This is a genomic window from Thalassotalea euphylliae (assembly GCF_003390395.1).
Taxonomy (GTDB): domain Bacteria; phylum Pseudomonadota; class Gammaproteobacteria; order Enterobacterales; family Alteromonadaceae; genus Thalassotalea_F; species Thalassotalea_F euphylliae_C.
This window is the reverse complement of the sequence record NZ_QUOV01000001.1, coordinates 2,918,085-2,943,578: the sequence shown is the minus strand read 5'-3', so window position 1 is coordinate 2,943,578 and position 25,494 is coordinate 2,918,085. Positions and strand designations below refer to the sequence as shown.

Annotated in this window: 18 protein-coding genes; 14 read left to right on the top strand and 4 right to left on the bottom strand. The window is 41.5% G+C overall.

The features are described from left to right. Window positions 1-3: 3 nt before the first annotated feature. Complete coding sequence (locus DXX92_RS13010; protein ID WP_116000835.1) at window positions 4-264, bottom strand: late competence development ComFB family protein; 261 nt, start codon at window positions 262-264, stop codon at window positions 4-6. 717 nt (window positions 265-981) lie between these two features. Here DXX92_RS13010 and DXX92_RS13005 point away from each other — a divergent pair. Then, window positions 982-3,879 (top strand): TonB-dependent receptor domain-containing protein, encoded by a 2,898-nt coding sequence (locus DXX92_RS13005; protein WP_116000834.1) that lies wholly within the window; start codon window positions 982-984, stop codon window positions 3,877-3,879. A 159-nt stretch (window positions 3,880-4,038) separates the two neighbouring features. Here the strand turns inward: DXX92_RS13005 and DXX92_RS13000 are convergent, their stop codons facing one another. After that, window positions 4,039-4,818, bottom strand: coding sequence for a sulfite exporter TauE/SafE family protein (locus DXX92_RS13000; protein WP_116000833.1), 780 nt, complete (start codon window positions 4,816-4,818; stop codon window positions 4,039-4,041). A gap of 291 nt (window positions 4,819-5,109) precedes the next feature. On the opposite strand from DXX92_RS13000, the gene DXX92_RS12995 reads away from it, so the two are divergent. From DXX92_RS12995 to DXX92_RS12975, 5 genes are all read left to right on the top strand, one after another. Continuing rightward, complete coding sequence (locus tag DXX92_RS12995; protein ID WP_116000832.1) at window positions 5,110-7,977, top strand: TonB-dependent receptor plug domain-containing protein; 2,868 nt, start codon at window positions 5,110-5,112, stop codon at window positions 7,975-7,977. Between the two features lie 561 nt (window positions 7,978-8,538). Next, window positions 8,539-11,361, top strand: a complete 2,823-nt coding sequence (locus DXX92_RS12990; RefSeq protein ID WP_116000831.1) for a TonB-dependent receptor domain-containing protein — start codon at window positions 8,539-8,541, stop codon at window positions 11,359-11,361. 198 nt (window positions 11,362-11,559) lie between these two features. Beyond that, entirely contained in the window at window positions 11,560-13,377 is a 1,818-nt protein-coding gene (locus DXX92_RS12985; protein WP_116000830.1) for a tetratricopeptide repeat protein, read from the top strand. Window positions 13,378-13,435: 58 nt separating this feature from the next. Continuing rightward, entirely contained in the window at window positions 13,436-14,338 is a 903-nt protein-coding gene (locus DXX92_RS12980; RefSeq protein WP_116000829.1) for a class I SAM-dependent methyltransferase, read from the top strand. Then, window positions 14,331-15,500 carry an aspartyl/asparaginyl beta-hydroxylase domain-containing protein gene (locus DXX92_RS12975; RefSeq protein ID WP_116000828.1) on the top strand — a complete coding sequence of 390 codons (1,170 nt, stop codon included), beginning with the start codon at window positions 14,331-14,333 and terminating at the stop codon, window positions 15,498-15,500. Before DXX92_RS12980 ends, DXX92_RS12975 begins: the two co-directional genes overlap by 8 nt. Here DXX92_RS12975 and DXX92_RS12970 read toward each other — a convergent pair. Next, a complete protein-coding gene (locus DXX92_RS12970) occupies window positions 15,479-17,368 on the bottom strand; it encodes a tetratricopeptide repeat-containing sulfotransferase family protein (RefSeq protein ID WP_116000827.1) in 1,890 nt (629 codons plus the stop codon). The two genes, DXX92_RS12975 and DXX92_RS12970, sit on opposite strands and share 22 nt — an antisense overlap. A 96-nt stretch (window positions 17,369-17,464) precedes the next feature. On the opposite strand from DXX92_RS12970, the gene DXX92_RS12965 reads away from it, so the two are divergent. The 8 genes from DXX92_RS12965 to DXX92_RS12930 all read left to right on the top strand — a co-directional run bounded on the left by DXX92_RS12965 (window position 17,465) and on the right by DXX92_RS12930 (window position 24,304). Then, a complete protein-coding gene (locus DXX92_RS12965; protein WP_116000826.1) occupies window positions 17,465-18,211 on the top strand; it encodes a 2OG-Fe(II) oxygenase in 747 nt (248 codons plus the stop codon). Window positions 18,212-18,238: 27 nt separating this feature from the next. After that, a complete protein-coding gene (locus tag DXX92_RS12960; protein WP_181901756.1) occupies window positions 18,239-18,943 on the top strand; it encodes a 2OG-Fe(II) oxygenase in 705 nt (234 codons plus the stop codon). 414 nt (window positions 18,944-19,357) lie between these two features. Continuing rightward, window positions 19,358-20,137, top strand: coding sequence for a DUF3450 domain-containing protein (locus tag DXX92_RS12955; protein WP_116002426.1), 780 nt, complete (start codon window positions 19,358-19,360; stop codon window positions 20,135-20,137). After that, on the top strand, window positions 20,137-21,486 hold the full coding sequence (locus DXX92_RS12950) for a MotA/TolQ/ExbB proton channel family protein (protein ID WP_116000824.1): 1,350 nt from the start codon (window positions 20,137-20,139) through the stop codon (window positions 21,484-21,486). The genes DXX92_RS12955 and DXX92_RS12950 overlap by 1 nt, the downstream gene beginning before the upstream one ends. Continuing rightward, window positions 21,486-22,010, top strand: a complete 525-nt coding sequence (locus tag DXX92_RS12945; protein ID WP_116000823.1) for a MotA/TolQ/ExbB proton channel family protein — start codon at window positions 21,486-21,488, stop codon at window positions 22,008-22,010. The genes DXX92_RS12950 and DXX92_RS12945 overlap by 1 nt, the downstream gene beginning before the upstream one ends. 12 nt (window positions 22,011-22,022) lie before the next feature. After that, the gene (locus DXX92_RS12940; RefSeq protein WP_116000822.1) at window positions 22,023-22,424 is read left to right on the top strand and encodes an ExbD/TolR family protein; all 402 of its coding nucleotides are present in this window, start codon (window positions 22,023-22,025) and stop codon (window positions 22,422-22,424) included. 3 nt (window positions 22,425-22,427) lie between these two features. Further along, window positions 22,428-23,045: an energy transducer TonB gene (locus DXX92_RS12935; protein WP_116000821.1), complete on the top strand. Its 618-nt coding sequence runs from the start codon at window positions 22,428-22,430 to the stop codon at window positions 23,043-23,045. Next, window positions 23,045-24,304, top strand: coding sequence for a tetratricopeptide repeat protein (locus tag DXX92_RS12930; RefSeq protein ID WP_116000820.1), 1,260 nt, complete (start codon window positions 23,045-23,047; stop codon window positions 24,302-24,304). Before DXX92_RS12935 ends, DXX92_RS12930 begins: the two co-directional genes overlap by 1 nt. A gap of 79 nt (window positions 24,305-24,383) precedes the next feature. On the opposite strand, the gene DXX92_RS12925 is transcribed toward DXX92_RS12930, so the two are convergent. Continuing rightward, a complete protein-coding gene (locus DXX92_RS12925; RefSeq protein WP_116000819.1) occupies window positions 24,384-25,322 on the bottom strand; it encodes a tRNA-dihydrouridine synthase in 939 nt (312 codons plus the stop codon). Window positions 25,323-25,494 lie beyond the last annotated feature (172 nt).

Here is a 25,494-nt window from a genome sequence, read left to right as displayed (position 1 = left end):
GAATTAGTGATGCACCTTCATAAACTCTAAACCTTTTTGCACAGCAACTTTTACTTTGCTTTCCATTTCAAAGCGCTCTGATGCAGGCAAATAAAACGCCATATCAACTTCGTGGCGAATGTAACGTGTTGGCAATTGATTTAGCACAATACAAGTTAAGTCGGCCATAAAATCACTGTCATACTTATCATCAAGCTTTAGTTCTTTGAACTGCTCTACAACTAGGTTTTCATAGTAATTATGAATATCGTCAGAAATTTTCATGCTATTCCTCTGGTTTTTCTAATACCAATTGAATTAAGAAATTGATCAATTATGGCACTGGAAAAAGGTTCATAAGCAAGGCGTTATTTTTTGGTAACTAGTTTTTCTAATTTCAAAAATAACAACGCTGTTAATGAGTGTTTTAACCAGCCAGAATTATCAAGTACTTATTGAAATTGGTATAATTATTCTGTTTAACCGTAAGCCTAACTTGAGTTGCGTTAAAATGCTAACCAATTTGGCTCTGCTCTGGCACAAAATTATGTTTTATCAGCGTACTTGATGCGTCAGCAAGAAGTGCAATTGATATACCTGCAAGGTTTGAGCTATGGCAAATATCAATCAATATTGACGAATGCAGTTCAACGATTTAATAGCTAATTAACCATTTGGTCAGTTTTTAACTAAAATCGATCAAAAAGTTACATACTTTTTTTCAGGCTGATTTTTACGTAATCGCCCTCATTTATTTTGTTTTAGGCGCTTTTTCCGATAAAAAAACGAATTGCTCCAACAAAATACATGCTAAAGGTATGTGAATAAAAACTCACTTAATTAAGCCCTCTTGAAGCCCGTGTGATTTTGTGAATAATTGCCCGCCCCAATGAGATCAAGCTGCTATATCAGCCGTATATCAGCCGTCAGTCGTTGGTAACTTCAAAAAGATAAAACACTAATTTAACGGTGCATAAATATGCGCTGTACATGGGATAAAATATGTTTAACAACACTAAAATAGCTAAAGCTGTTCGCTTAGCTGTGGTTTTTGGTGTGTCATCAGTAACCACAATGGCTGCCAACGCACAAGACGTGCAGGCGAATGAAGATGAAGAAGTGATCCAAGTAACAGGATCTCGTATCGCGCGTTCAGAACTATCTCAGCCGACACCAGTCGTAACCTTGGAAGCAAGGGATATTCAAAAATTTGGTACACCAGATTTAGGTAGTATTTTAAGTGAGTTGCCAGCTATTGGCGCGGGTGATTCATTAATTGGCAATAACGGTGACAATGATGTAGCAGGTACTAGCTCTGCCGATTTACGTAGTTTAGGTGCGTCACGCACCTTGGTGCTTGTCAATGGTAAGCGTCATGTTGCTGGTAACCCGGGTGAAGCGACGGTTGATTTATCAACAATCCCAGCAGGGTTGATTGAGCGAGTTGAAGTAATAACTGGTGGTGCTTCTGCTATTTATGGCTCTGATGCCGTTTCTGGTGTTATTAACGTTATCTTGAAAAAAGACTACGATGGTTTTGATTTTAATGTTACAGGTGCCAAGTCTACCGAAGGTGTTAATTCTCGAAATCACACGATTAGTATTCTAGCAGGTACTGATTTAGAGGATGGTAACGTAACGTTTTTTGCTAGTTATGATCGCATTGGTGAAGTGTTGGCAACTGATATTCGCCAGTACGACAATTGGGGAACCGTCATCAACCCACTTAACACGGGCGAAGATGATGGTATTGCTGACCGTTTACGTGTCACCAATGTCATGTCTGAGTTAATCCATGCTAATGGCGTGATTAACCCATTTGGCGGTGCGGCAGGGCTATGGGTGTTTGACGATGCAGGTAACCCATTAAGACAAGTTGAACGTGAAAATACCAGCAGCTTTGCGTTCGGTAATTTCCCTGATGGCTGTGACTATTGTTTTTCACCAGAGAACTACGAGAATTACTCGCCAGAAGTAGAGAAGGTTAACCTTAGCTCAACATTAACTTACGACATCACAGATAACATTACTTTCAATGGTGATGTTAAGTTTGTGCGCTCAGACATTAAGCAGCAATTCCAGCCATCATTCCGTTTTGGTAATATCAGCATTAATGTAGAAGACAATGCCTTTTTAGACCCAACACTTCGTCAAACACTGCTGGATGCTGGCCAAAATACAGTTTCTATGGCGAAATTCTTTGATGAGTTGGGTAACCGTTCAGCAGACAACCGCCGTGAGTTGTTCCGTTACACCGCTGGTTTCAATGGCGCATTTACATTAAGCGAAACCGATTTTGATTGGGAGCTTTACTACGTTTACGGTAAAACTACCAATACCCGTAACACACTTAACGATCTAATCCCGAGCAACTTTGCGTCGGCTGTTGACTCCGTCATTGATCCTGCAACGGGTGAAGCGGTATGTCGCAGTCAGTTAGCGAGTGCACAAGGCGAAGGTTATGAAGACCCTGCAAAAATCAATCCTGCAGAATGTGTTGCGTTCAATCCGTTTGGTCAAAGCAGCTCGCAAGCAGCAAGAGATTTTGTTTCAGCTGATGTAACGCGCAAGGATGAAATAACGCAGGAATTTATCGGCGGTACATTAGTATTTGATTCGAGCGAGTTTTTCGAGCTTCCAGGTGGTCCTGTTGGCATCGCGACTGGTTTTGAATATCGTGAGGAAACATCAGGTTCAACAACTGATGAACTAACTAAAGGCGGATTCTTAACGAGCGCCGCAACGCCTGATTCTTACGGTGAGTATGATGTTAGCGAGTTTTTTATTGAAGTTAGCCTACCACTATTATCGGGTGTTGCATTTGCCCACGAGTTAACACTTGACGGTGCATTTCGCAGCGCAGATTACTCGCATGCGGGTACTGCAGAAGCTTGGAAAGTTGGGTTAATGTATGCGCCATTCGAAGATTTGCGTATTCGTGGTACGTTAGGTGAAGCGGTTCGTGCTCCGAATATCACAGAAGCGTTCGATCCGTTATCACCGGGTTTTGCTAACGTAAATGACCCTTGTGACGTTGACAATATTACTGATGACGCAGATCGTATTGCGAACTGTGCTGCACTTGGAATTCCATCAGGTTTTGAAGCGAATGATAACGTATCTGTAGATTTGCTGTCGGGCGGTAATGCTAACCTTGAATCTGAAGAGTCTGAATCGCTGACTATTGGTGCCGTATGGACACCATCATATATTGAAGATTTCTCTTTAACCCTAGATTACTACGACATTGAAATTACTGATGCGATCACTTTCGTTTCAGCGCAAAATGTTGTTGATAACTGTGTTGATGCCACTGGTGGTTTAGATCAAGGCTTCTGTAGTCAGGTAGACCGTGATCCTGTGACCAATGATATTTCATTAGTACGCTCTGGCTATTTGAATGCCGCAGCATTGAACACTAAAGGTATTGAAGCACAGGCTCGATACGTGACGGGACTTGGCGCCGTCAATCTGCCGGGTGAAGTAACAATGAACTTATTGGTAAACAAGTTACTAGAGCTAGAAGAGTTTGAATTCCAAGATCGTCCAGATGAAATCAACGTGGAAGACGGTGAAGTGGGTGATCCAGAGTGGCAAGTGCGTTTTGGCGCTGATTACCAGCTAGATGATTTAACTGTTAGTTGGTCATCACGCATGATTGATCGAAGCTTTACATTGGATATATCACCAACGGGTGACACACCAGAAGATACATCACCGGCGTTTGTTGGCACTATTATTACTCACGACTTAGGTTTCAGCTACCAAGTGTCTGATACCATTGCAGTCAATGCGGGTATTCGTAACCTAACGGATAAGTTAGCGCCGGGTTATATTACTAATGCACTTTATGATTTAGTAGGTCGCAGAGCCTACGCGGGTATCAATATCTCGCTATAATCGCTTAGTTAACTTGATAAGCAAGTGAAACAAAAATGCCAGCAAACAAAGCTGGCATTTTTTATGGTGCTAATTTAATTCATCAATTGTGATTAACTTTAGTGCTTAACTTTGAATTAGGCGTTTCAACATCACTAGCACTTTAATATCTAAGTTGTGTTAGCCGTTAAACCAAGCTTGCCACGCAAGATTAAGGGAAATAATACACACCACAAAAATAAACACGGGTCGAATAAATCGACTGCCAAATCGAATAGCAGAATGTGCGCCAACCCATGCACCTAGCATTAGAAATAAGCCCATGGATATACCAAGCAAGACATTAACATGCCCTAGGTAGACAAATGTTGCTAATGAGCAAATATTACTAACAAAGTTACACGATCTTGAAAGGCCAGAGCTAAATAATAAGTTCATCTTATATAAAGCAGAGCTTGATGCCATCCAAAACGCGCCCGTGCCGGGACCGGCGACACCATCATAAAAACCGAGCAGTGTACCTTGGCACATTTGTTTTCGTTGAACTTGCTTTGAAGATTTAGGTAGTCCCATTTGATCGTTACAAACATTCTTCGCAATGAGCGTGTAGATGGCTGTTGCCATAATCAATATGGGTAGACCTCGCTCTAACCACTCAGTTGAAATATGGCTGACAACAAGTGTTCCCACAACTGCTCCAATTGCGGTAAACGTTAGCGCGTATCGCCAAAAGCTGGGATTAAATAACTTTTTACTATAGAAGGTAAACGAAGCGGTTAAAGTACCAAAGCTTGAAGCTAATTTGTTGGTTCCGAGTGCAACGTGTGGTGGTAAGCCAGAAGCGAGTAGGGTAGGAACGGTTAACATTCCGCCGCCACCAGCAATAGCATCAATAAACCCAGCAATAAATCCGACTGCACATATAATAACCCACATGCTGATGTCTAATACTGGATCCATTAACTAACCTCGAAAATAGCGAAAGCGCGAGTATATCACGGTTTTTTTTATCGCTTTCGACCGAATTTGCATAATTCATGTCAAATTATGTCAATAAATTCACAGGTGTGTATAAAATGTAAACAAGGTTAATTAATTGTAAATATATGTGTTGACGATAACCTTGGTTTATGGCTAGTATCAGGTACACCTTTGAATAAAGACTCCAGTCTTAATTATCAATTCGAAGGTTCAAATAAATTCAAAAACACAATAAAAACAATCACTCTTGAAGTGGTCCAGGGAGAAACTATGTTTCACAATTCACGCGTAGCAAAAGCGGTACGTTATGCTATGTTCATTGGTGCTTCATCAGCCGTTGCGATGCCAGCACTAGCTGAAGATATTCAACAAAGTGAAGATGAAGAAGTTATCGAGGTAACTGGTTCTCGTATTGCTCGCTCTGAGCTTTCTCAACCAACGCCTGTCATTACACTTGATGCCAAAGATATTCAAAAGTTTGGTACGCCAGACTTAGGTAGTATTTTAGGTGAATTACCTGCAATTGGTGCGACTGATACACTTATTGGTAACAATGGTAGTAATGCTTTCGCCGGTACAAGTTCTGCTGATTTACGCCGCTTAGGTTCATCTCGTACACTTGTTCTAGTTAATGGTAAGCGCCACGTAGCGGGTAATCCAGGTGAAGCGACAGTAGACTTGTCGACGATTCCTGCAGCATTAATTGAGCGTGTTGAAGTTATCACTGGTGGTGCTTCTGCTGTTTACGGTTCAGACGCGGTTTCAGGCGTAATTAATGTAATTCTTAAGAAAGATTACGATGGCTTTGAACTTAATGTTACAGGTACCAAGTCAACTGAAGGTGTTAATGAGCGCAACCACACAATTAGCATTTTGTCTGGTACTGACTTCGCTGATGGCAAAGGTAATGTTACCTTCTTCACTAGCCTTGAGCGCATTGGTGAAGTAATGGCTAATGATATTCGCCAATACAATAACTGGGGGACTATTGCTAACCCAGAAGATGGTGGTGAAGATGACGGCATTCCAGACCGATTAAGAGTGCCAAATGTAGGTTCAGAATTTATCCATGCTAATGGCGTAATTAACCCATTTGGTGGCGCTGCTGGTCGTTGGGTATTTGATGATGCAGGTAACCCGTTGGTGCAGACAGATCGTCAATTTACCAACAGTTTTGCATTTGGTAATTTCCCTGATGGTTGTCAGTACTGTTTCTTTACTGAAGACTATGAAAACTATTCTCCAGATGTAGATAAAGTAAATGTTAGTTCGACATTAACTTATGATATTACCGATAATATTTCGTTTAACAGTAGTGTTAAGTATGTACGTTCTGACATTGTTCAGCAGTTCCAACCATCTTTCCGCTTCGGTAACATTAGCATTAATGTAGAAGAAAATGCTTTCCTTGACCCAACACTTCGTCAAACATTGTTAGATGCTGGTCAAACTACAGTATCTATGGCGAAATTCTTTGATGAGTTAGGTAACCGCTCAGCTGATAACCGTCGTGAATTATTCCGTTACACAGCGGGCTTTGATGGTTCATTCGTTGTAAGTGAAACTGATTTTGATTGGGAGCTTTACTATGTTTATGGTGAAACTACCAATACTCGTAATACGCTAAACGACCTTATTCCTGATAACTTTGCTGCAGCAGTTGACTCAGTAATTGACCCAGAAACCGGTGAAGCTGTTTGTCGTGATGACGAAGGTATTATTGGTGGACCATGTGTTGCCTTTAACCCATTTGGTCAGTCTTCTTCGCAAGAAGCACGTGACTTTGTATCAGCTGACGTAAAGCGTGAAGATGAAATTACGCAAGAATTCATCGGTGGCTCTATCGTATTTGATACGTCTGAATTCTTATCGTTACAAGGTGGCGGTATTGGTGTTGCTGCTGGTTTTGAATACCGTGAAGAAACATCAGGCTCAATAACTGATGAGTTTACTAAACGCGGCTTTTTAACAAGTGCTGCAACGCCAGATTCATATGGTGAGTACGACGTAACTGAGTTCTTTGTAGAGGTGAGCTTACCGCTATTATCAGAGGTTGCATTTGCACATGAGCTAACGCTTGATGCGGCGTTCCGTACGGCAGACTATTCACATGCTGGTACAGCCGATGCGTGGAAAGTTGGCTTTATGTATGCGCCAATTGAAGACCTCAGAATTCGCGGTACATTAGGTGAAGCGGTTCGTGCTCCAAATATTACTGAAGCATTTGACCCTGTATCTCCTGGCTTCGGCCGTGTGAGCGATCCTTGTGATGCTGACAATATTCCAGATGATCCAGACAGAGCTGCAAACTGTGCGGCGTTAGGTATTCCTGCTGGTTTCCAAGCGAATGATAACGTATCTGTTGACACGTTAGCGGGCGGTAACCCTGATCTTGTATCTGAAGAGTCTGAGTCACTAACTGCTGGTTTTGTTTGGACACCATCGTTTGCAGAAGATTTCTCATTAACCGTTGATTACTATGATATTGAGATCACAGACGCGATTACTTTCGTAAGTGTTCAAAATGTTGCTGATAACTGTGTTGATGCAACTGGTGGTCCTGATTTAGGTTTCTGTAGCCAAATTGACCGTGATCCTGTTACTAACGATATTACGCTAGTACGCTCGGGCTACTTAAACGCTGCTAAGCTAACAACTAAAGGTGTTGAAGCCCAGCTACGCTACGGTACTGATTTAAGCGCTTTTGACTTACCAGGTGAAGTTCGTATGAACTTACTTGTAAATAAATTACTTGAATTAGAACAGTTTGAGTTCCAAAACCGTCCAGATGAAATTAATGTAGAAGATGGCGAAGTAGGTGATCCAGAGTGGCAGATGCGCTTTGGTGCTGACTACGAGCTTGATGACTTAGTTGTTAGCTGGTCAACACGCCTAATCGATCGCAGTTTTACATTGGATATTTCTCCAACAGGTGATACGCCAGAAGATACTGACCCAGCATTTATTGGTACCGTTGTAACGCATGATATTTCGTTTGCATACAGCGTAAGCGACAACGTATCAGTTAACTTTGGTGTTCGTAACTTAACCGATAAACTAGCGCCTGGTTATACAACTAACCCGATCTACGACTTAGTTGGCCGACGTGCATTTGCAGGTATTAACGTTTCTCTTTAATCTAGAATCGTTAAAGATTACTCATAAATAAGGCGAGTAATCATACAAATTACAAAGGGGGCAGCTAAATTTTTAGCTCGCCCCCTTTGTTGTTACAAATTTAGTCACATGTGAAAACAGCCAAATTGTTAACTTTGGTTTACATATTGTTTTTTTCGTCTAACGCCTTATTTTTCCTACTCTACATTTAAGAAAGTAATAAACGCTCATTTCCTTTTATAATTAAAAATCAATGTAAAACATGGGTTTATGGTGTGGGTTTGAGTCTAAGATATATCATTTAGCGATATATCTACGGTTTGTTTATATCTCATTTAATAGTTTGTTGAGAACTTTGGGTGGTTATAAAACCATCAGTCGCTAAATGTAATAAATTGTTTTTGCATGTTTCTAGTTGTTAGATTTGTTGCCCATTCGTAGTAAATGGTGTTGACGCTTTAAATGGAATCCGTTTAATATCCTAAGCGACAGATCAGGTCCTAGACCGACAGAAAACTGACAAGGCAACATAGCCTTGCACTCAAAAAACTAAAATCACGAAAGTGATCCAGGGAGTAAAAAATGTATCAAAATAATAAGCTTACACGCGCTGTAAGACTTGCTATTGCGGCCGGTGCGGCAACAACAGCAATGGCAATGCCAGCATCTGTAGCATTCGCTGAAGAAGCAGCTGAAGAAGGCGTAGAACGCATTCAGGTAACTGGTTCTCGTATCAAGCGTCAAGAGTTAACAGCTGTTACGCCAATCATCGAAGTAGACGCGCAAGAATTTGCTATTTCAGGTAACTTAAACGTTGAGCAAAAGCTAGCTGAATTACCATCAACTCTTCCTTCATTCGGTCCTAGTTCAAACAACCCTGGTGACGGTACGGCAACAGTTGATTTACGTGGTTTAGGTACTTCACGTACGCTAGTAATGGTTAACGGTCGTCGTTGGATCCCAGCACGTCAAGATGGTGTTGTGGATTTAAACACTATTCCAGCTTCTTTAATTGAAAATGTTGAAATCATCACTGGTGGTGCTTCTGCGGTATACGGTTCAGATGCATTAGGTGGTGTTGTTAACTTCAACATGAAAGATGATTTCGAAGGCGTTGAATTCTCAACTCTTTACGATATTACTGACGAAGGTGACGCAGAAAAGTTCAACCTAGATATGACAATGGGTGGTAACTTCGCTGATGACCGCGGTAACGCAGTTGTTTACTTAGGTTACTCAAAGCGTGAAGCATTGTTCCAAGGTGACCGTGACTTCTCAAGCGTTGCATTAACAGAAAGTGGTGACGAGCTTGTAGCTGGTGGTTCATCAGGTGTTCCAGGTACTCGTATTTTCGGTGGCCCAACTCTTGCTGACGGTACAGTATTAGGTACATTTGGTCCAAACGGCGAAGGTTTACCATGGGTTGAGCCAAGCTCTCGCTTTAACTACGCACCAGATAACTTCTTACAACTTCCTCAAGAACGTTACTCAGCAAGTGCTTTCGCTCACTTCTATGTGACTGATGAGCACCGTATTTACACTGAAGTTTCTTTCATTCGTAACGAAGTTCCTCAAGAACTAGCGCCAACTCCGGCATTTACTACGATTGAAATTAACCCGAACAGTGCATTCTTCTCTCCTGAAGTTCAGCAAGCATTCTTGAACAGCGGTGAGCTAAATGACGACGGTAACTTCGAAGCATTTATTGGTCGTCGTATGGTTGAGAACGGTTCACGTCAATCAATCGATACACGTGATGCGTTCCGTATCCTATTAGGTGTTGACGGTTACATTAATGACGACTGGTCATACGATGTATTCTACAGCCGCTCAATGCTTGACCAAACTAACTTACTAAACAACGACGTTTCAGCTTCTCGCTTTATCCAAGCGGCATTAACTAACGATGCAGGTACTGAGTGTCAAGATCCTTCAGGTGGCTGTGTACCAATTAATATCTTCGGTGCAGGTAACATTTCACAAGAAGCTGTTGATTTCGTAAACGTTGGCGCATCAAACGTTACAAACGTAACACAAGAAGTATTCATGGCTAACGTCGCTGGTACTACTCCTTGGACACTTCCAGGTGCTCAAGAGCCAATCGGTTTAGTATTTGGTTACGAGAAGCGTCAAGACGAATCTTCATTCCGTCCTGATGAATTCTTAGCATCAGGTGACGTACTTGGTTTCAACGCTGGTGAAGCAACAGTAGGTAGCTACTCATCTGACGAATTCTTCACAGAGATTTCAATTCCCGTACTTTCAGGTAAAGCATTTGCTGAAGACTTAAGCCTATGGGGTGCGGCACGTTTTGCTGATTACTCAAACATCGGTAACGTTGAGTCTTTCGCAGCAGCAGTTAACTGGGCACCAACAGAGTGGATCTCTACTCGTATCGGTTACCAACAAGCGGTTCGTGCGCCAAACGTATCTGAATTATTCTTAGGTGCATCTAATGGCTTCCCAGGTGCGGTTGATCCTTGTTCTGCAGACGGTTTCCAAGCAGGTGTTACTGACGTTGCACTTTGTGAAGCAACAGGTGTTCCAGCTGGTCTAGTAGGTAACTTTGAGCAAGCTAACTCTCAAATTGAAGGTTCATTCGGTGGTAACACTGAACTACAAGAAGAGTCTTCAGATACCTTCACAGTGGGTGTTGTTGTTCAACCGATGGACGGCCTAGATTTCACTATCGATTACTTCTCAATCGAAATTGAAGACGCGATTGCATCTTTTGGTGTTAACAACACGCTTAACGTTTGTTACAACGTTGCACAGGACATCAATGACGTAACATGTCAAAACATTACACGTCGTACAGACGGTAACGTTTCACTTGTTAAGTCGCTTAACGAAAACATTGGTTTAATCGAAACTTCAGGTATCGATTTCAACATCACATACAACACTGAATTTGACTTCGGTTTATTCGGCAACGGTTCAAGCTTAAACGTTCAGTTCCGCTCTACGTTCTTAGACAAGTTCGAACAAACTCCAATTGCTGCGTTACCAGATCAAATCAACAAGTGTGACGGTTACTTCGGTAACACTTGTGGCGCACCACGCCCAGAGTTCCAATCTAATACTCGTATTAACTGGACAACTGGTGACCTAACGCTATCTGCATTAGTTCGCTACATCGGTGAAACTGAAGATGACCAAATCTCAGAAGGTACTGCGACGGCTGATGAGCTAGTGGTTTCAGAGTTAGACTCTAAGATCTACCTAGACCTTTCAGCTGCATATGTTGTAAGCGATGCGCTAAAAGTTAACTTCGGTGTTAAGAACATTCTTGACGAAGAGCCGCAGTTACTTGGTGACTCACAGCAACAAGCAAACACTTTCCCAGAAGTATACGACGTATTCGGTCCACGCTTCTTCCTAAGCGGTACTTACACATTTAACTAATCAATAGTTAATTGTAAGACAAACGCTTAAACAAAAATGGTCAACTTAGGTTGGCCATTTTTTATTACTTATTTAATTGAATTTAAGCCAAATAACGTTTAAAAACTTGCCTTATATCAATAGCTAACACTGTTAACTTAGCGTGATTTCATTACAATAAAGTGAGCACATAGTTTCCGTTAGAGTTCTATATCACCAATGAATACCCATCGTTTAGTGCAAACACTGCAAAGCTTGCAGCGAGCCATGCAAGCCCGTCAATTTGAGTTTGTGGTTACAGAAGCGAAGAAGTTAGGGCATGATTTTCCAAACCAACCAGATGTTTTTCACATACAGGCTCTTGCGCTAAAACAGCTGGGTAAATTTGAAGAGTCCAAGCAAAGTTTTGACGCGTGTTTGGCACTCAACAAAAAGCAGCCGCAAGTGCTCAACAACTATGCAAACCTCTTGGCTGCTAATCACTATGAATATGAAGCTGAGCAATATTACAAAGACGCTATCAAAATAGATAGCGATTACCTTGATGCGCATAAAAACCTTGCAATAGCGCTACTTAATCAACGTAAACTTGCTGAAGCATTAACAGCCGTTGAGCGAGCAAAGAAGCTCGCTCCCCAAAACACATCAGTACTGACGGTCACGGCTGATATCTATAGAGCACAAGAAAGCTTCGAACAGGCAATAGCTCAATATCAACAGGTGTTGAGCATTAACCCTAACTATGTAAATGCTTTACATAACCTTGGGCTCACTTACAAATTAATAGAACAACATGATCATGCCTTTGCTTATTTTAATAAGGCCAGAGAGCTGGCGCCGCAACTAAGCCAAATAGACTTTAATCTGGCAAACACATTGTTTGAACAAGGAAAATATGAACAAGCAGAGCAGTTCTATTGGAGCGCTTTGAACAAAAAGCCGAATGATATTGAAGTGCACCAAACGCTTAATGAATTCTATTGGCAACGTAACCTGAAAGATAAATTTGGTCATAGCTTTAAGCTTGCGATTGAACATTTTCCAAAAAGCATAGAGATACGTCATGCCTACGCTGAGGCAATGTTTGAAGCCAAACAGTACGATAATGCCGAGCAAATTATCAACAGTGCAAAACAGGTTCAAATCACGAGCCAGCTACTTCATACCGAAGGAAAAATTTATGCTGTAAGGGAAGATAACGCAAAAGCGGTAGCGTTGCTCGAGCAAGCGATTGATAAACACTTTTACATGGATCTCGCGCTGGATCTCATCAATGTCTGTATCGTCAATGCCGATTATCAAAAAGCGCTCCACTACATCGCACAGGCGGAGTTGAGGGAGCCAAATCATCAATTGCTTATTGCCTATAAAAGTACCTGTTGGCGCTTAATTGGTGATGAGCGTTATCACTGGTTGATTGATTACGATAAATTTGTCAAACCATATCGTATTGTGGCACCAAACGGCTATCAATCGACAGATGCATTTCTTGAAGAGTTGAAAACAGTACTCTTGTCTATGCATCAACTCGATCAGGCTCCGCTAAAGCAAACCTTAAAAAATGGCACCCAAACGCCGGGACGCTTGCTACATAAAAAACACCCGGTTATTGCTAGTCTTAAGCAAGCGCTAACCGATATTGTTTCTGCGCATATAGATTCATTGCCTGATGATAATACCCATCCATTGCTATCACGTAAATCGCCTAAATTTGCCTTTGCAGGCTCTTGGTCGGTTAGGCTTAAGCCAAATGGTTTTCACGTTAACCATGTTCACCCTGCAGGTTGGTTAAGCTCAGCGTTTTATGTGTCCCTGCCTGAATTGTCATCGGTTGAGCAACCTCAACATGCAGGTGCGATTAAGTTTGGTGAAACCTCGATGCAGCTTGGTGAACGAGAGCATGTTGCTAAAATAATACAACCCGAGGCGGGAACCTTAGCACTTTTCCCATCTTACGCGTGGCATGGCACTGTGCCATTTCAAGGTGATGAGCACGAGTTTAGACTGACATCACCTTTTGATGTTGTACCGCTTTAATAGATGCCCCAAAAAAAGCCTCACCCATCATGGCTAGGTGATTTAAACGATATTTTTTATGATGAAAAAACAACAAGCTTGGCATCAATACTGGCAACAAGGCCAACAGCAAAGCTGCATTGCTAGCGACAGTGAGCAACGTCTAGTAAAAAAGCTTTGGCTTGATTGGCAAGAAAAACTACCCAAACAAAGTACTATTTTAGACTTAGCGACTGGTAATGGCGCGGTTATCGCCAATTTACTAGAAGGCGACAAAGCGCACGAACATCGGTATATCGGTGTTGACTATGCCGCAATAAATCCTCAAGGCATTACTGGTCATTTCGAAGAGCAAGTAACTTTTCTTGGCGAGGTAGATTTAGCACACTTACCATTTGCTGATCATTCAATTGATGCGGTTACTAGTCAATTTGGTTTTGAATATGCTGCTCAAACTAGCGCAGTATCAGAAATTGCTAGAGTGTTGCGCAATGGCGGCTGTTTTCAGTTAATCATTCATCATGCAAATGGCGAGATCGTTACAGCTAATAAGCTAAGGCATAACGAAATTAGTTTGTTGATGGCAAGTGATGCACTTATTGAAAGTGCTCAGGCGTTAGCCGACAGTAAACTCTCACTTGAGCAGATAGAAACTAAAGCTCAGCGTTTTATTCAACAGCATCAAGGCAGCTTATCAAAAAGTATTACAGGTCAGGTACTAGAAAGCATTAATCAAGCGGTACTTGCGATACAACAGGGGAATTATAGCAGTGCTAAAAGTATGATGAGTTTACTTGCTAATAAGCTGTCAGCAGAGCAGGTGAGGCTAGAACAATTACTTAGTGTTGCGAAATCTGAGAATGACATTAAAACACTTGTGAGTGAGTTACAGTCTTATGGCATGAGGTGCCACAATTCAAGTGTTTTAACCGAAGATAAGCTTACTTTTGCTTGGCTAATTCACGGAGTTAAAAATGGCTGAACTAAATCAAGTCAACGAATTGTTTGGTCAAGGCCGAAATGAGCAAGCATATGAATTACTCAACCAATATATTCAGCAAAACCCAGATGATGTAGAGCAACTCTATCGCTTTGCAGTGCTTTCCGAGCAATTAGGTACAGTTGACGATACAAAACACGCTTACATCAGTTGCTTGCGCAAGGCGACGAATAATGTCCTATGTTATCTGTATGCTGGTACTTATTATTTAAATATTGGCGAGAAAGAGGCCGGGCTTGCCATTCTCAGTCAAGGGCAAGATTTAGATGCTCGTTTAACCATGTTTTATCGCTATGAACAAGTCGCAGAACAAACGAAAAAGCGCTCTTATCAGGCAGATATCGCACTGCGTAATTTTTACACTGAAGAGCACCAAAAAGCGATTAGCACAATACCTGATGCCGAAGCCGTCATAAATGCTATTTGGCCACAAACCCACAACAATGCCTTTACTTACCTAGCAGAGCAACAACGGCCTCATTTATTTTATTTGCCAACATTGACTGCCCAACCTTTTTGGCCAGCCAATGAGGCCTTTAATGGGCAAGTAATCGAGCAAGGTTTTGACATTATTAAATCAGAATTTAATGCCTTAGTTGACAAAATAGATGGCTTAGGCGAGCCGTATTTAGATGAGAAATATAAACAACAAGGTTTTGATAAACTTGCCGGCAGTGCGAATTGGACTGCATTGCATTTATTCAAAGATGGTATTCTTAACCCTAAATTAGCCCGCCACGTACCACAAACTGTAGCGTTACTTAAACAGTTACCACTATACGGGCTAGGTGAACGACCTTACGAAGTCTTTTATTCCGTGCTAAAAGCTGGGCAACATATTACACCGCATTATGGGCTGTCGAATCACAGCCTAACGGTTCACTTACCGATTACCGTCCCCGGTGATGGATATATCAAAGTTGCAGATCAGCAATGTGCTTGGCAAGAAGGTAAATTGGTTGCCTTTGACGACTCATTTATACATGAAGCAATCAACTTGAGTGATGCTGATCGCGTAGTGTTGATTTTCTCGGTCTGGCATCCTGAACTTAGCGATGCTGAGCAAAAAGCCATACAGCGAAGCTTTGAGCATCGACAGCGAGTACAAGCAGAGCATAGAGCTTACTTTAACAAGCTGTTGTAAGCTGCTCTAAATTCACTTAGCTGATCGTGATAGTGCTTGGCAAAGCCGATTTTACTTTGGTTAATCGGTTTTCTTACTTGTACTTCACTGAACGTAAAGCTTGGCACGGCTTGTTGGTAGAACTCAAGATAGCTAGGCTGCCAACGCAGTGATAGGGAATCAAATATTGCTTTCGCTTCACTTTCTGGATTGTTCACCAAATCTTCATAACTAAGATCATAAACTTGCTCAGGATAGCGCTTAGCCCAGACATCCATTAGCTTATTCGCTTCAAATATTGTCTGAGCGATAGCTTTTTGATCGCAAGCATAGTTGTGGTAATCGTTAAATTGTTGGCTAAAAATTGATAGTGCTAAGTCTTCGGGATTACGGCGCATTTGAACAATTTTAGCATTTGAAAAGCTTGCTAAAATGGCGCCAACGAAACGAAAGTTATGTGGCATTTTATCAACGATAATTTCAGTCTGGGCCGGCAGGGCAGGGAGTGCGTCATGGTATTTTTCTGCCAGCGCTTTAGCGTTTTTTGCTAAATATGCTGGGATATCTGCTGCGGCAATCTGCGCTAATAAATGCTCATAAACACTCGCGATACCGTTGCTTTCATTAACGCTGGCCACGTTTGTTGCCTGACACAGTAAACGATTGACTAATGTTGTACCTGAGCGAGGCATCCCCACGACAAAAATATTGGTCGGGTGATCTGTGGGGGAATTTGTAGCAGGCATTTTAGACTGTTCAGTTTCAGCAAGGTGTGCATAATCAATCTCGGTTAGCCTGTTAATTTCGGCTTTTAATGTTTGATAAGAAAATGCGCGATTTTGATTGGCGAGCTGTAGGTATTGACTCTGATTCGCCCTCGTAAAGTATTCAAATGCTCTTTGGTACTCATCGGACTTTTCATAAACTTTGGCAAGGGTATAAAGATTTTGCCGATAGTCAAAACTGTGCTGTTCACTAGTTTCGACAACAACTGGCAACTGCTTTAGCACTTGTTTGTGCGCACTGTCATTTCCAAGCTCAAAAAGCACTTGCCACGCTAGTGAGGATGATGGCTCGCGGGCAAGTAACTGCTCAGCTAAGCTAATGGCTTGCGGTTTGTCGTGGTTAAGTCGTGCGAGTTTTGTTTTGATAGAAAGCAATTGCAAGCTAGCTTGCGCGGAAAATTCGGTATTAGCATGGTTCTCTAGCTGTGCAACTAGCTGCTCAGCTTTAGCTTTATCCTGAGCGAGAATGCATAAGTCAGCAAATCGCAACGTGTTTTCCAAAGAAGGTGCTAATGCTGTGAGCTGTTCAAATATTGGCATTGCTAAATTAAAGTTCAAGGTATGCCCATAACACTGTGCCAGTAAATTTAAAAGTTCAGTATTATTTGGGTGCCGCTCGCTTAGCTTAACAAGGTATTGGATCGCATCAGGCCATTGGTTAAGCGCCATGTGGGCCCTTGCAGCAATAAAATTGATATTGTCTTGGTTTTGCTGACTGACAGAGGTGATATTAATAACTTGCTGATAATCACCTAATTCAAATGCCAAGTTAGCAAAGGCGCTCACCATTTGGCTGTTATTTCCGACATGGTGCGAAATTTCACGAAGTCGTTCTTTTGATTGGTCGACTTGATTACTTTGTTTGAGGCACAAGAGATAATTAAAGTTGATATCTAGTGCTTGTGGCTCAATTGATAGTGCTTGTTCAAACAGTTGAGTGGCGACAGCGTATTCTTTTAGTTGCATCTTTAACGTTGCCAAACCATAGATCGCATCGATATGTTGCTCGTTACTTAATGCTTGCCGGTATAAAGACTCTGCCTCTGCAAGTTGGCCTTGTTGGTGAGCTTGCTCAGCTTTTCTAATGGTATTGACGATGATCATGAAAATGCAATGTATGCTAGGTTTATCTTCAACTTTGAGAGAACAGGATGATACTATAAGGCGTTATGTTAGTTAACGAATTTATCTGAACTACAAATGAACTGTAAAACTCAGCCTTCATTAGCATTAGCTGCAGAGCACCCACAAAAAAACGATATTTCTTACTTTCGTGAACACGGTTTCGTGAAAGTTAAAAATGCCTTAGCCGTTGAAAGCGCTGAATTATTGCACCAGCATATTCAACAACAAAAAGATTGGAATTTAGTTTTTAATCACAATGGCCAGCATCAAGACTTGAATGCTAGAGCAGTAGACGGTTGGACTACCAAACAAAAAGAAGATTTAAGTCGCATTGTCCATTCGCAGGCGAGTAATGGCTTTCAGTATTTGTATGAAAATATTCCCGTCTATGACATTTATCACAGCAACTTATTGCCAGGTCATTTTTTCAACCAAATTATTGAATTTCTCAATAGCGCGCAAACATTAAACTACTTTCGCACCTTGTTATCTGAGCCAAATATCAGTTTTGCTGATGCGCAAATTACTCGTTTTGGTGCGGGTCATTTTTTGAATACACACGATGATAATGTTGCTGGTAAAAACCGTGTTGCAGCCTTTGTTATTAACTTGACCAAAGAGTGGCGCCCTAATTGGGGAGGAGCCTTACATTTGCTTGATAATCATGGTCAAATCACTAATAGTTTTGTCCCGACTTTTAATGAAGTGAATATTTTTAAAATCCCCGTAGATCATTACGTTGGCTGTGTTAGCCCATTTGCCACACAAAAGCGTGTGTCGATTACCGGCTGGCTAAGAACTGGCGATAATCCCAGAAAATAAGAACTAAATTGTAAAATAGGAAAAAAATTGACTCAGCTTACCATTAACCCAACATTAGATTCGGATAAACAGGCAGTGTTAAAAGCAGAATTCGCTGACTACGGCATTGTTCGTATTTTTGATTTCTTAAACACCGAGGGAGCAGAAGAGCTTTCACGCTGTTTACATCACGACATTTCATTTAACAATGCCTTCTTTTTAAATCACCAAAACCGTGAAGCTAGCGATGAACAAATTGCGCAGCTGCCGATTGCGCAACGAAGAGAAATGTATCAGGCAATTTACCAGTTAGCCGCGCAGGGGCAGGGGTTTCTTTACGGCCGTCACAAAGCGAGCGATGCGTCACCTGCAATCATTGATGAAGCGTTGAAGCTGATTAATGACGAAGCTTGCTTGTCTGTTATTAAGCATATTACTGGTGATGATGACTTAAGCCATGCTGATGGACAAGCAACACGCTACCGGGTTGGCGACTTCTTAACACGCCACATTGATAATCTACCTAGTGAAACACGAAAATATGCGTATGTGCTAGGTTTAAGCCCTAATTGGCATCCAGATTGGGGCGGTTTACTACAAATGTTTGAACCAGATGGTACACCAACTCAATCATATATGCCGAAATATAACTCGTTAACGTTATTCGATGTTAATAAAGTACATTCGGTTACTTCAATTGCGCCTTTTTCACCAGCGAGCCGCTACTCGTTAACGGGCTGGTTTAGGAGTTAAACACTACTTTGTAAAAAGAATAAAAATGCTCAATTAATAAGCTATTATTTATTTAGATTTGACTTACTACGAATGAATTAGTAAAACATGGGTCTGCAATTTGTTAAATTGAGAAGGAGAATACACTAGTCGCAATCAAATTTACTTAATTGTTATGGCAATGTTAGTGAGTTTAATAAATTGTTTCAGGCTTAGCAGCGGCGCTGCACGACAAGCGAAACAGTTTAGGAAATTTACAAAAAAGTAGTTCTGATTAAGATGTTCTAGGTTGACAGTTTCGCTGTCGTCTGGGAATATTGGCTGGTTGTATTCTAGATTAATTAAAAATCCTTTTTAATGGCAGAATTAGATTCATCATTACTGATGGGTTTTAAATTTTTGTTATCTAAGTTAAATAGCAATTGGTTGGGAACTATGTCCAAAATAAGTAAAAAAAGCCTTATCGCATCGACGATAGCAGGTGTTTTTGCGTTGGCTGGTAGCAATATCGCTGCTGCTGATGCGTTAACTGATTTACAAAAAGCTGAAATGCAAATTTTCAAAGCATCAGCTAAATCACAAAGCAAGATCGATAGCATCTATGAGCAAACTCAAGACTTACTAGCTGACTACCGTACAACAGTAGACGAAGCTGAAGTTTTAAAAGGCTATAACGACCACGTACAGCGCATGGTTGATGACCAAAACGCAAATATCGCGTCACTACAACGTCAAATCGATGGTATCGATAAAATCAAGCAAGGCGTTGTTCCACTAATGTACAAAATGATCGACACGTTAGAAAAGTTTGTTGATCTTGACGTACCAATGAACCTTGAGAATCGTAAAGAGCGTATCGCGGGTCTTCGCGACGTAATGGCAGATTCTAACGTAACAACTTCTGAGCAGTTCCGCTTAGTACTTGAAGCATACGAAATCGAAGCTAACTACGGTACAGTATTTGATGCTTACCAAGGTGAGTTAGATTTAGGTGATCGCACGATCACTGCTGATTTCGTTCACATGGGTCGTGTTGCGCTAATCGCACAATCTCTAGACTACAAGCAAGCTTGGGTTTGGAACAACTCAACTCGTTCATGGGACGAGTTAGGTGAAGAATATGCGAAGACTATCACTGACACTATCCGTATGGCACGCAAGCAATTGCCAATGGATCTAACTAAACTTCCAGTATTTGCAGCAGGAGCACAATAATGAAAAAGGTTATTAATTTCGTTTTACTTGCTGCTTCTCTGTCAGCGGGTTTCGCTACAACAGCTAACGCTAATGAACTAGACCAGTTGTTACAACAAGTTAAAGCTGATCGTATCTCAGAAGCTAAACTAGACAAACAACGTGAATCTGAATTCTTAGCAGCACGTGCTGACAAGCAAGCTTTATTGAACAAAGCAAAAGCTGAGTTAAAAGCACAGCAAGACCGCAATACGCGTTTAACTAAAGAGTACGCTGCAAACGAAATCAAACTTGCACAAAAAGAGCAAGAGCTTGATAACGCGAAAGGTACTTTAGGTGAAATGTTCGGTGTAAGTCGTTCAGCTGCTGCTGACGCTTACGGTATGATCTCTACATCAATTGTTAGTGCTCAATACCCAGGCCGTGGCGAAACATTAAACCGTATCGCTAACTCAAAAGAAATCCCAAGCCTTCCTGACTTAGAAGAGTTATGGTTCGCACTTCAAACTGAAATGACTGAATCTGGTAAGATTGCTCAGTTCCAAACTGACGTTACTAACCTAGATGGTACTAAGTCTTCAGAAACAGTTACGCGTGTTGGTACTTTCAACCTAATCTCTTCAAACGGTTACTTAACTTACAACGATGAGTTAGCACAAGTTCAACCACTTGCTAAGCAACCAGCTGGTTACATCACTGGTGAAGCAACGAGTTACTTCACGACTTCTTCAGGCTACGCGCCTTTATACCTTGACCCTTCACGTGGTGCTATCTTAGCGTTAGAAACTCGTAAGCGTACATTGATGGAATTCTACCACCAAGGTGCTGAAGTAGGTTACGGTATTACTGTACTACTAGTTATTGGTTTATTAATTGCGCTTGAGCGTATCATTGTTCTAGGTGCTGTTGGTGCAAAAATCAAAGCGCAAACTAAGAACATGGACAAGCCAAACAGCAACAACCCTCTTGGCCGCCTATTAAAGGTTTACCACGAGAACAAAGATGCTGACGCTGAAACACTTGAGCTTAAGTTAGACGAGCAAATCTTACGTGAAACACCAACGGTTGACCGTGGTATTAACCTAATCAAAATGTTCGCAGCTATCGCACCTCTAATGGGTCTATTAGGTACAGTTATCGGTATGATCATGACGTTCCAAACGATCACATTATTCGGTACTGGTGACCCTAAAATCATGGCTGGTAACATTTCACTAGCGCTAGTAACAACAGCACTAGGTCTAATCGCAGCACTTCCGCTTATCCTTGTACACAGCGTTGTAGCGGGTAAAGCAAAATCTGTACTTCACAAGTTAGACGAGCAAGCTGCTGGTCTAATCGCTGAGATTGCAGAGAAGGAGTCTAAGTAATGTTATTCCTGATAGAGCTTGTAGAATCTGTCAGGAGTTTTATTGCGACTGGCGGTAACGTACTATACTTTGTCGCCGTTGCTCTCTTATTGATGTGGATCCTAATGATCGAAAGATATTGGTTCCTAGCGTCAAATTACCCAAAAATGCGTGATGATATCATCAAGCGTTGGGACGCTAGAGCTGATACTACTTCATGGTATGCGCATCGAATCAGAGATACATGGATCTCCGAAGCGACAGAACTACTAGAGCGTAATATGCTCACCATTAAAACCTTAGTGGCAATGTGTCCACTGATTGGATTATTAGGTACTGTAACGGGTATGATTTCGGTATTCGAAACTATGGCTCAGCAAGGTACAGGTAATCCGCGTCTAATGGCTTCTGGTATTTCGATGGCAACAATTCCGACAATGGCGGGTATGGTTGCAGCATTATCAGGCGTATTTTTTAGTACGCGTTTAGACGCTAAAGTTAAACTAGCAAAGGCTAAACTGGTTGACAGTTTACCTCATCACTAGAGAGAAATTCGAATGGCACGTAAACGTATTCGTGAAGAAGAAGAAGCAGCAATTGATATGACGCCGATGCTTGACATCGTATTCATCATGCTGATCTTCTTTATCGTAACGACTTCTTTCGTAAAAGAAGCAGGTATTGAAGTAAATAAACCTAAAGCAGCTAACCAAACTAAACAGAAGTCAGCTAACATTTTTGTTGCAGTAAAAGACACTGGTGAAATTTGGTTAGACAAGCGCCGCGTTGATGTAGAACGTGTTGCTGCTAACATCGAAAAGCTTTTAGCAGAGCAACCAACTGATGTGGTAATTATCCAAGCTGACAAAGATGCTAAGCACGGTATCGTTGTTAAAGTGATGGATGCTATCAAAGAAGCAGGAATCGATCGTATCTCTATTGCAGCTGCTAAGGGGTAATTTATGGTTCGCTTTTTAGTATCAATACTACTAGGCGCTGCAGTTACCTTTGGACTATTTTCGTTCATGGCATTCCTGATCGCGAGCGGTGATCGCGCTCAGGAAGAACAGTTAGAAAATATCGTGGTGGAAGTGAATACTACACCACCAAAGTCTGCAGCAGAGACGCGTCGTCGTGTACCGCCACCGCCGCCACCGCCGCCTAAGACTCCGCCTAAGCCTCAAGCTCCAGAGCCTGAAGCAAACAATAACCAAGGTGGTATCGAGTTCAATATGCCAGGTGTACAGTTAGCTGGTGCTAACACTGGTTTATCTGCTCCGGGTGCTGGTTTTGGTCGTGATGGTGAAGCAACACCAATTGTTCGAATTGAGCCTAAATACCCAATTCAAGCAGCTCGTGATGGTAAAGAAGGTTGGGTACGACTATCTTTTACTATTAATGAGATTGGTGGTGTTGAAGACGTTAAGGTTATCGAAGCAGAGCCAAAACGTATCTTCGACAAAGAAGCGAAGCGTGCACTACGTAAGTGGAAATACAAGCCAAAAGTTGTTGACGGTAAACCGCAAAAGCAACCTGGTTTAACTGTTCAGCTTGACTTTAAAATGGACGGAGGTAGGTAATGTTTAAAAAACTTGCAACGGCATTAGTAATTGCATCTGCAGTAACGACTGTCCAATTACCGTTCTCTTTTGACGTTCAAGCCGCAGAAGCAAAACAAGAGAAGAAAAAGCGTCCAACACAACTAGTTGGTCCATCAGTAGGTAAGAAAGTACAAAAAGCATTTGAACTTTACACTGCCGACGACATTGATGGCGCACTTGTTCTTTTGTTAGACATTGAAGCGAGCAAACCATACGACAAAGCTTATGTAGCACGTATGATCGCGGTAATGTATGCAACCAAAGGCAACCAAGAAGAGAAAGCGATTAGCTATCTTAAGCAAGCGGTTGAGCCTGATATCCTAAACGAAGGCGATCACGGTGAATCAATCAAGTTACTTGCTGATTTGCAAATGCAAACCAAGAAGTACGAAGAAGCGCTTAAGAACTATGAAGCTTGGATGGAGTTCACAGGTAAAGAAGATTCGCAAACTTACGTTAAGATTGCGCAAGCTTACTACGAACTTCGTCGCTTAGACAAAATGATTGAGCCTGCTGATAAGGCGATTGCGTTATTTGGTGACAAGCCAAATCAAAACCCTTACATCTTAAAGCTAACGTCTTACTACGAACGTAAGATGTACCGCGACGGTGTTAAGGTGCTTGAAACTGTATTGCAAATATTCCCTGAGAATAAGCAATGGTGGACGCAATTGGGTATGTTCTACTTATTAGTGGAAGATTACACAAAAGCATTGTCGACATTAGATATGGCATACAAGCAAGGTTTCTTAGAAAAAGAATCTGAGCTAAAAACTTTAGCAAGTTTGTACCAATCTAATGGTGTTCCGTTCAAAGCAGCTAAATTACTAGAGAAACATATTGGCTCTGGTGATATTAAGCGCGATGATCAAACATTATCGACATTAGCTAACGCATACCATGCGGCCCAAAACATTGCTACTGCTGCTAAATACTACGGTGAAGTTGCTAAGTTAACTAACGAAGCACAACACTGGCGCAAGCAAGGCATGTTGTTAAAGCAAAGCGAGCAGTTCAAAAAGTCTATCGTTGCGCTTAATAAGGCACTTGAAGCGGGTGTGAAGAACAAAGGTCGTGTATACATGAGCCTAGCTGAAGCACACTTCTATTTGGGTCAGTACAAGCAAGCGCATGCAGAGATCTCTCGTGCAATGAAAGATCCTAAATCGCGTAAAGCAGCTCGCGGTTGGAAGTCATTTATTGAAGAAACAGCACAACGTAAAGGTGTTGCTATTTAATTTGGCTTTAGAACCAAACAAAAAACCAGCCTGATGGCTGGTTTTTTTATCCCTCAAGAAAATTACATAACTAAGCTAACTACAACACTTCAGTACTTTCTACTCTTATGATTCGCTCGATTTCACTGACGATCTCCGCTTTGTGTTGTAGCGTTTTAATGGCGTCAAAAAGCGTTGCTGCTTGAGGGTAGAAATACTTTAAATATCGATACCACTGCTTTAAGCGACTTGAAAAGTAGAAAGGCTTAAATTCACCGTCATCCAGCTTAGTCCAATCTAGAATCAATTGACATGTCTCTTCCCATGTCATAGGCGTATCGTTGTATTTCAGTACGTTTGCAAGGTTAGGTGTTGCAAGTGCTCCACGGCCAATCATTAAATCATTACAGTGAGATTTCTCAATACATCGCTGTGCATCTGAACGTTGCCATATTTCGCCATTAGCAATAACAGGTATGGTTAGCTTGCTTTTAATATCCGCAATATACTCCCAATAAGCAGGAGGCTTGTAACCTTGTCTTTTAGTTCTGGCATGAACCGTTAACATGTCTGGCTGAGCTTGCGCGATAGCATCAACAATTTCATCAAGTAAGCTGGTGTCGTCGAAGCCTAACCGTATTTTTGCAGACAACGGTTGCTCAGTGCCAGATAGAGCAGACTTTACATTTGAAATGACTTGGTACATCAATTCTGGGTCTTTAAGTAAGCTAGCGCCGCCTTGGCTTTTATTGACCGTTTTTGCAGGACAGCCAAAGTTAATATCGACGCCGCTTGTCCCTAAGTCGTGAGCTATTAGGGCATTTTCTGCCATCCAGTTTGGATCTTGGCCTAATAGCTGAACTCTTACAGGGGTTCCCGATGGTGTTTTGCCGCCGAGTTTAAGTTCTGGACAAAGCTTGTAGAAAGTGTGTTTCGGGACCTTGCGATTAACTACCCGAACAAATTCCGTTATGCATAAATCATAGTCATTAATCTGTGTGAGTAGATCGCGCATCAAGTGATCAACGACCCCTTCCATTGGTGCTAAAAAAATTTGCTTTACGTTCAAAATTATTCTTTCATAGAAGTGTAGGCTTGTATTTTAGCCTATTGATAAGGTCAAACAAATTCTCACGCGAGAGAATAAATTTGAAATAAATATGCTATCTTAGAGGTCTAGATAAAAACACTTATAACAGTATAAGTTAGCT

Coding starts and splice junctions, on each gene's coding strand:
- DXX92_RS13010 (WP_116000835.1), bottom strand. CDS start 264: ATGAAAATTTCTGACGATATTCATAATTACTATGAAAACCTAGTTGTA.
- DXX92_RS13005 (WP_116000834.1), top strand. CDS start 982: ATGTTTAACAACACTAAAATAGCTAAAGCTGTTCGCTTAGCTGTGGTT.
- DXX92_RS13000 (WP_116000833.1), bottom strand. CDS start 4,818: ATGGATCCAGTATTAGACATCAGCATGTGGGTTATTATATGTGCAGTC.
- DXX92_RS12995 (WP_116000832.1), top strand. CDS start 5,110: ATGTTTCACAATTCACGCGTAGCAAAAGCGGTACGTTATGCTATGTTC.
- DXX92_RS12990 (WP_116000831.1), top strand. CDS start 8,539: ATGTATCAAAATAATAAGCTTACACGCGCTGTAAGACTTGCTATTGCG.
- DXX92_RS12985 (WP_116000830.1), top strand. CDS start 11,560: ATGAATACCCATCGTTTAGTGCAAACACTGCAAAGCTTGCAGCGAGCC.
- DXX92_RS12980 (WP_116000829.1), top strand. CDS start 13,436: ATGATGAAAAAACAACAAGCTTGGCATCAATACTGGCAACAAGGCCAA.
- DXX92_RS12975 (WP_116000828.1), top strand. CDS start 14,331: ATGGCTGAACTAAATCAAGTCAACGAATTGTTTGGTCAAGGCCGAAAT.
- DXX92_RS12970 (WP_116000827.1), bottom strand. CDS start 17,368: ATGATCATCGTCAATACCATTAGAAAAGCTGAGCAAGCTCACCAACAA.
- DXX92_RS12965 (WP_116000826.1), top strand. CDS start 17,465: ATGAACTGTAAAACTCAGCCTTCATTAGCATTAGCTGCAGAGCACCCA.
- DXX92_RS12955 (WP_116002426.1), top strand. CDS start 19,358: ATGTCCAAAATAAGTAAAAAAAGCCTTATCGCATCGACGATAGCAGGT.
- DXX92_RS12950 (WP_116000824.1), top strand. CDS start 20,137: ATGAAAAAGGTTATTAATTTCGTTTTACTTGCTGCTTCTCTGTCAGCG.
- DXX92_RS12945 (WP_116000823.1), top strand. CDS start 21,486: ATGTTATTCCTGATAGAGCTTGTAGAATCTGTCAGGAGTTTTATTGCG.
- DXX92_RS12940 (WP_116000822.1), top strand. CDS start 22,023: ATGGCACGTAAACGTATTCGTGAAGAAGAAGAAGCAGCAATTGATATG.
- DXX92_RS12935 (WP_116000821.1), top strand. CDS start 22,428: ATGGTTCGCTTTTTAGTATCAATACTACTAGGCGCTGCAGTTACCTTT.
- DXX92_RS12930 (WP_116000820.1), top strand. CDS start 23,045: ATGTTTAAAAAACTTGCAACGGCATTAGTAATTGCATCTGCAGTAACG.
- DXX92_RS12925 (WP_116000819.1), bottom strand. CDS start 25,322: ATGGAAGGGGTCGTTGATCACTTGATGCGCGATCTACTCACACAGATT.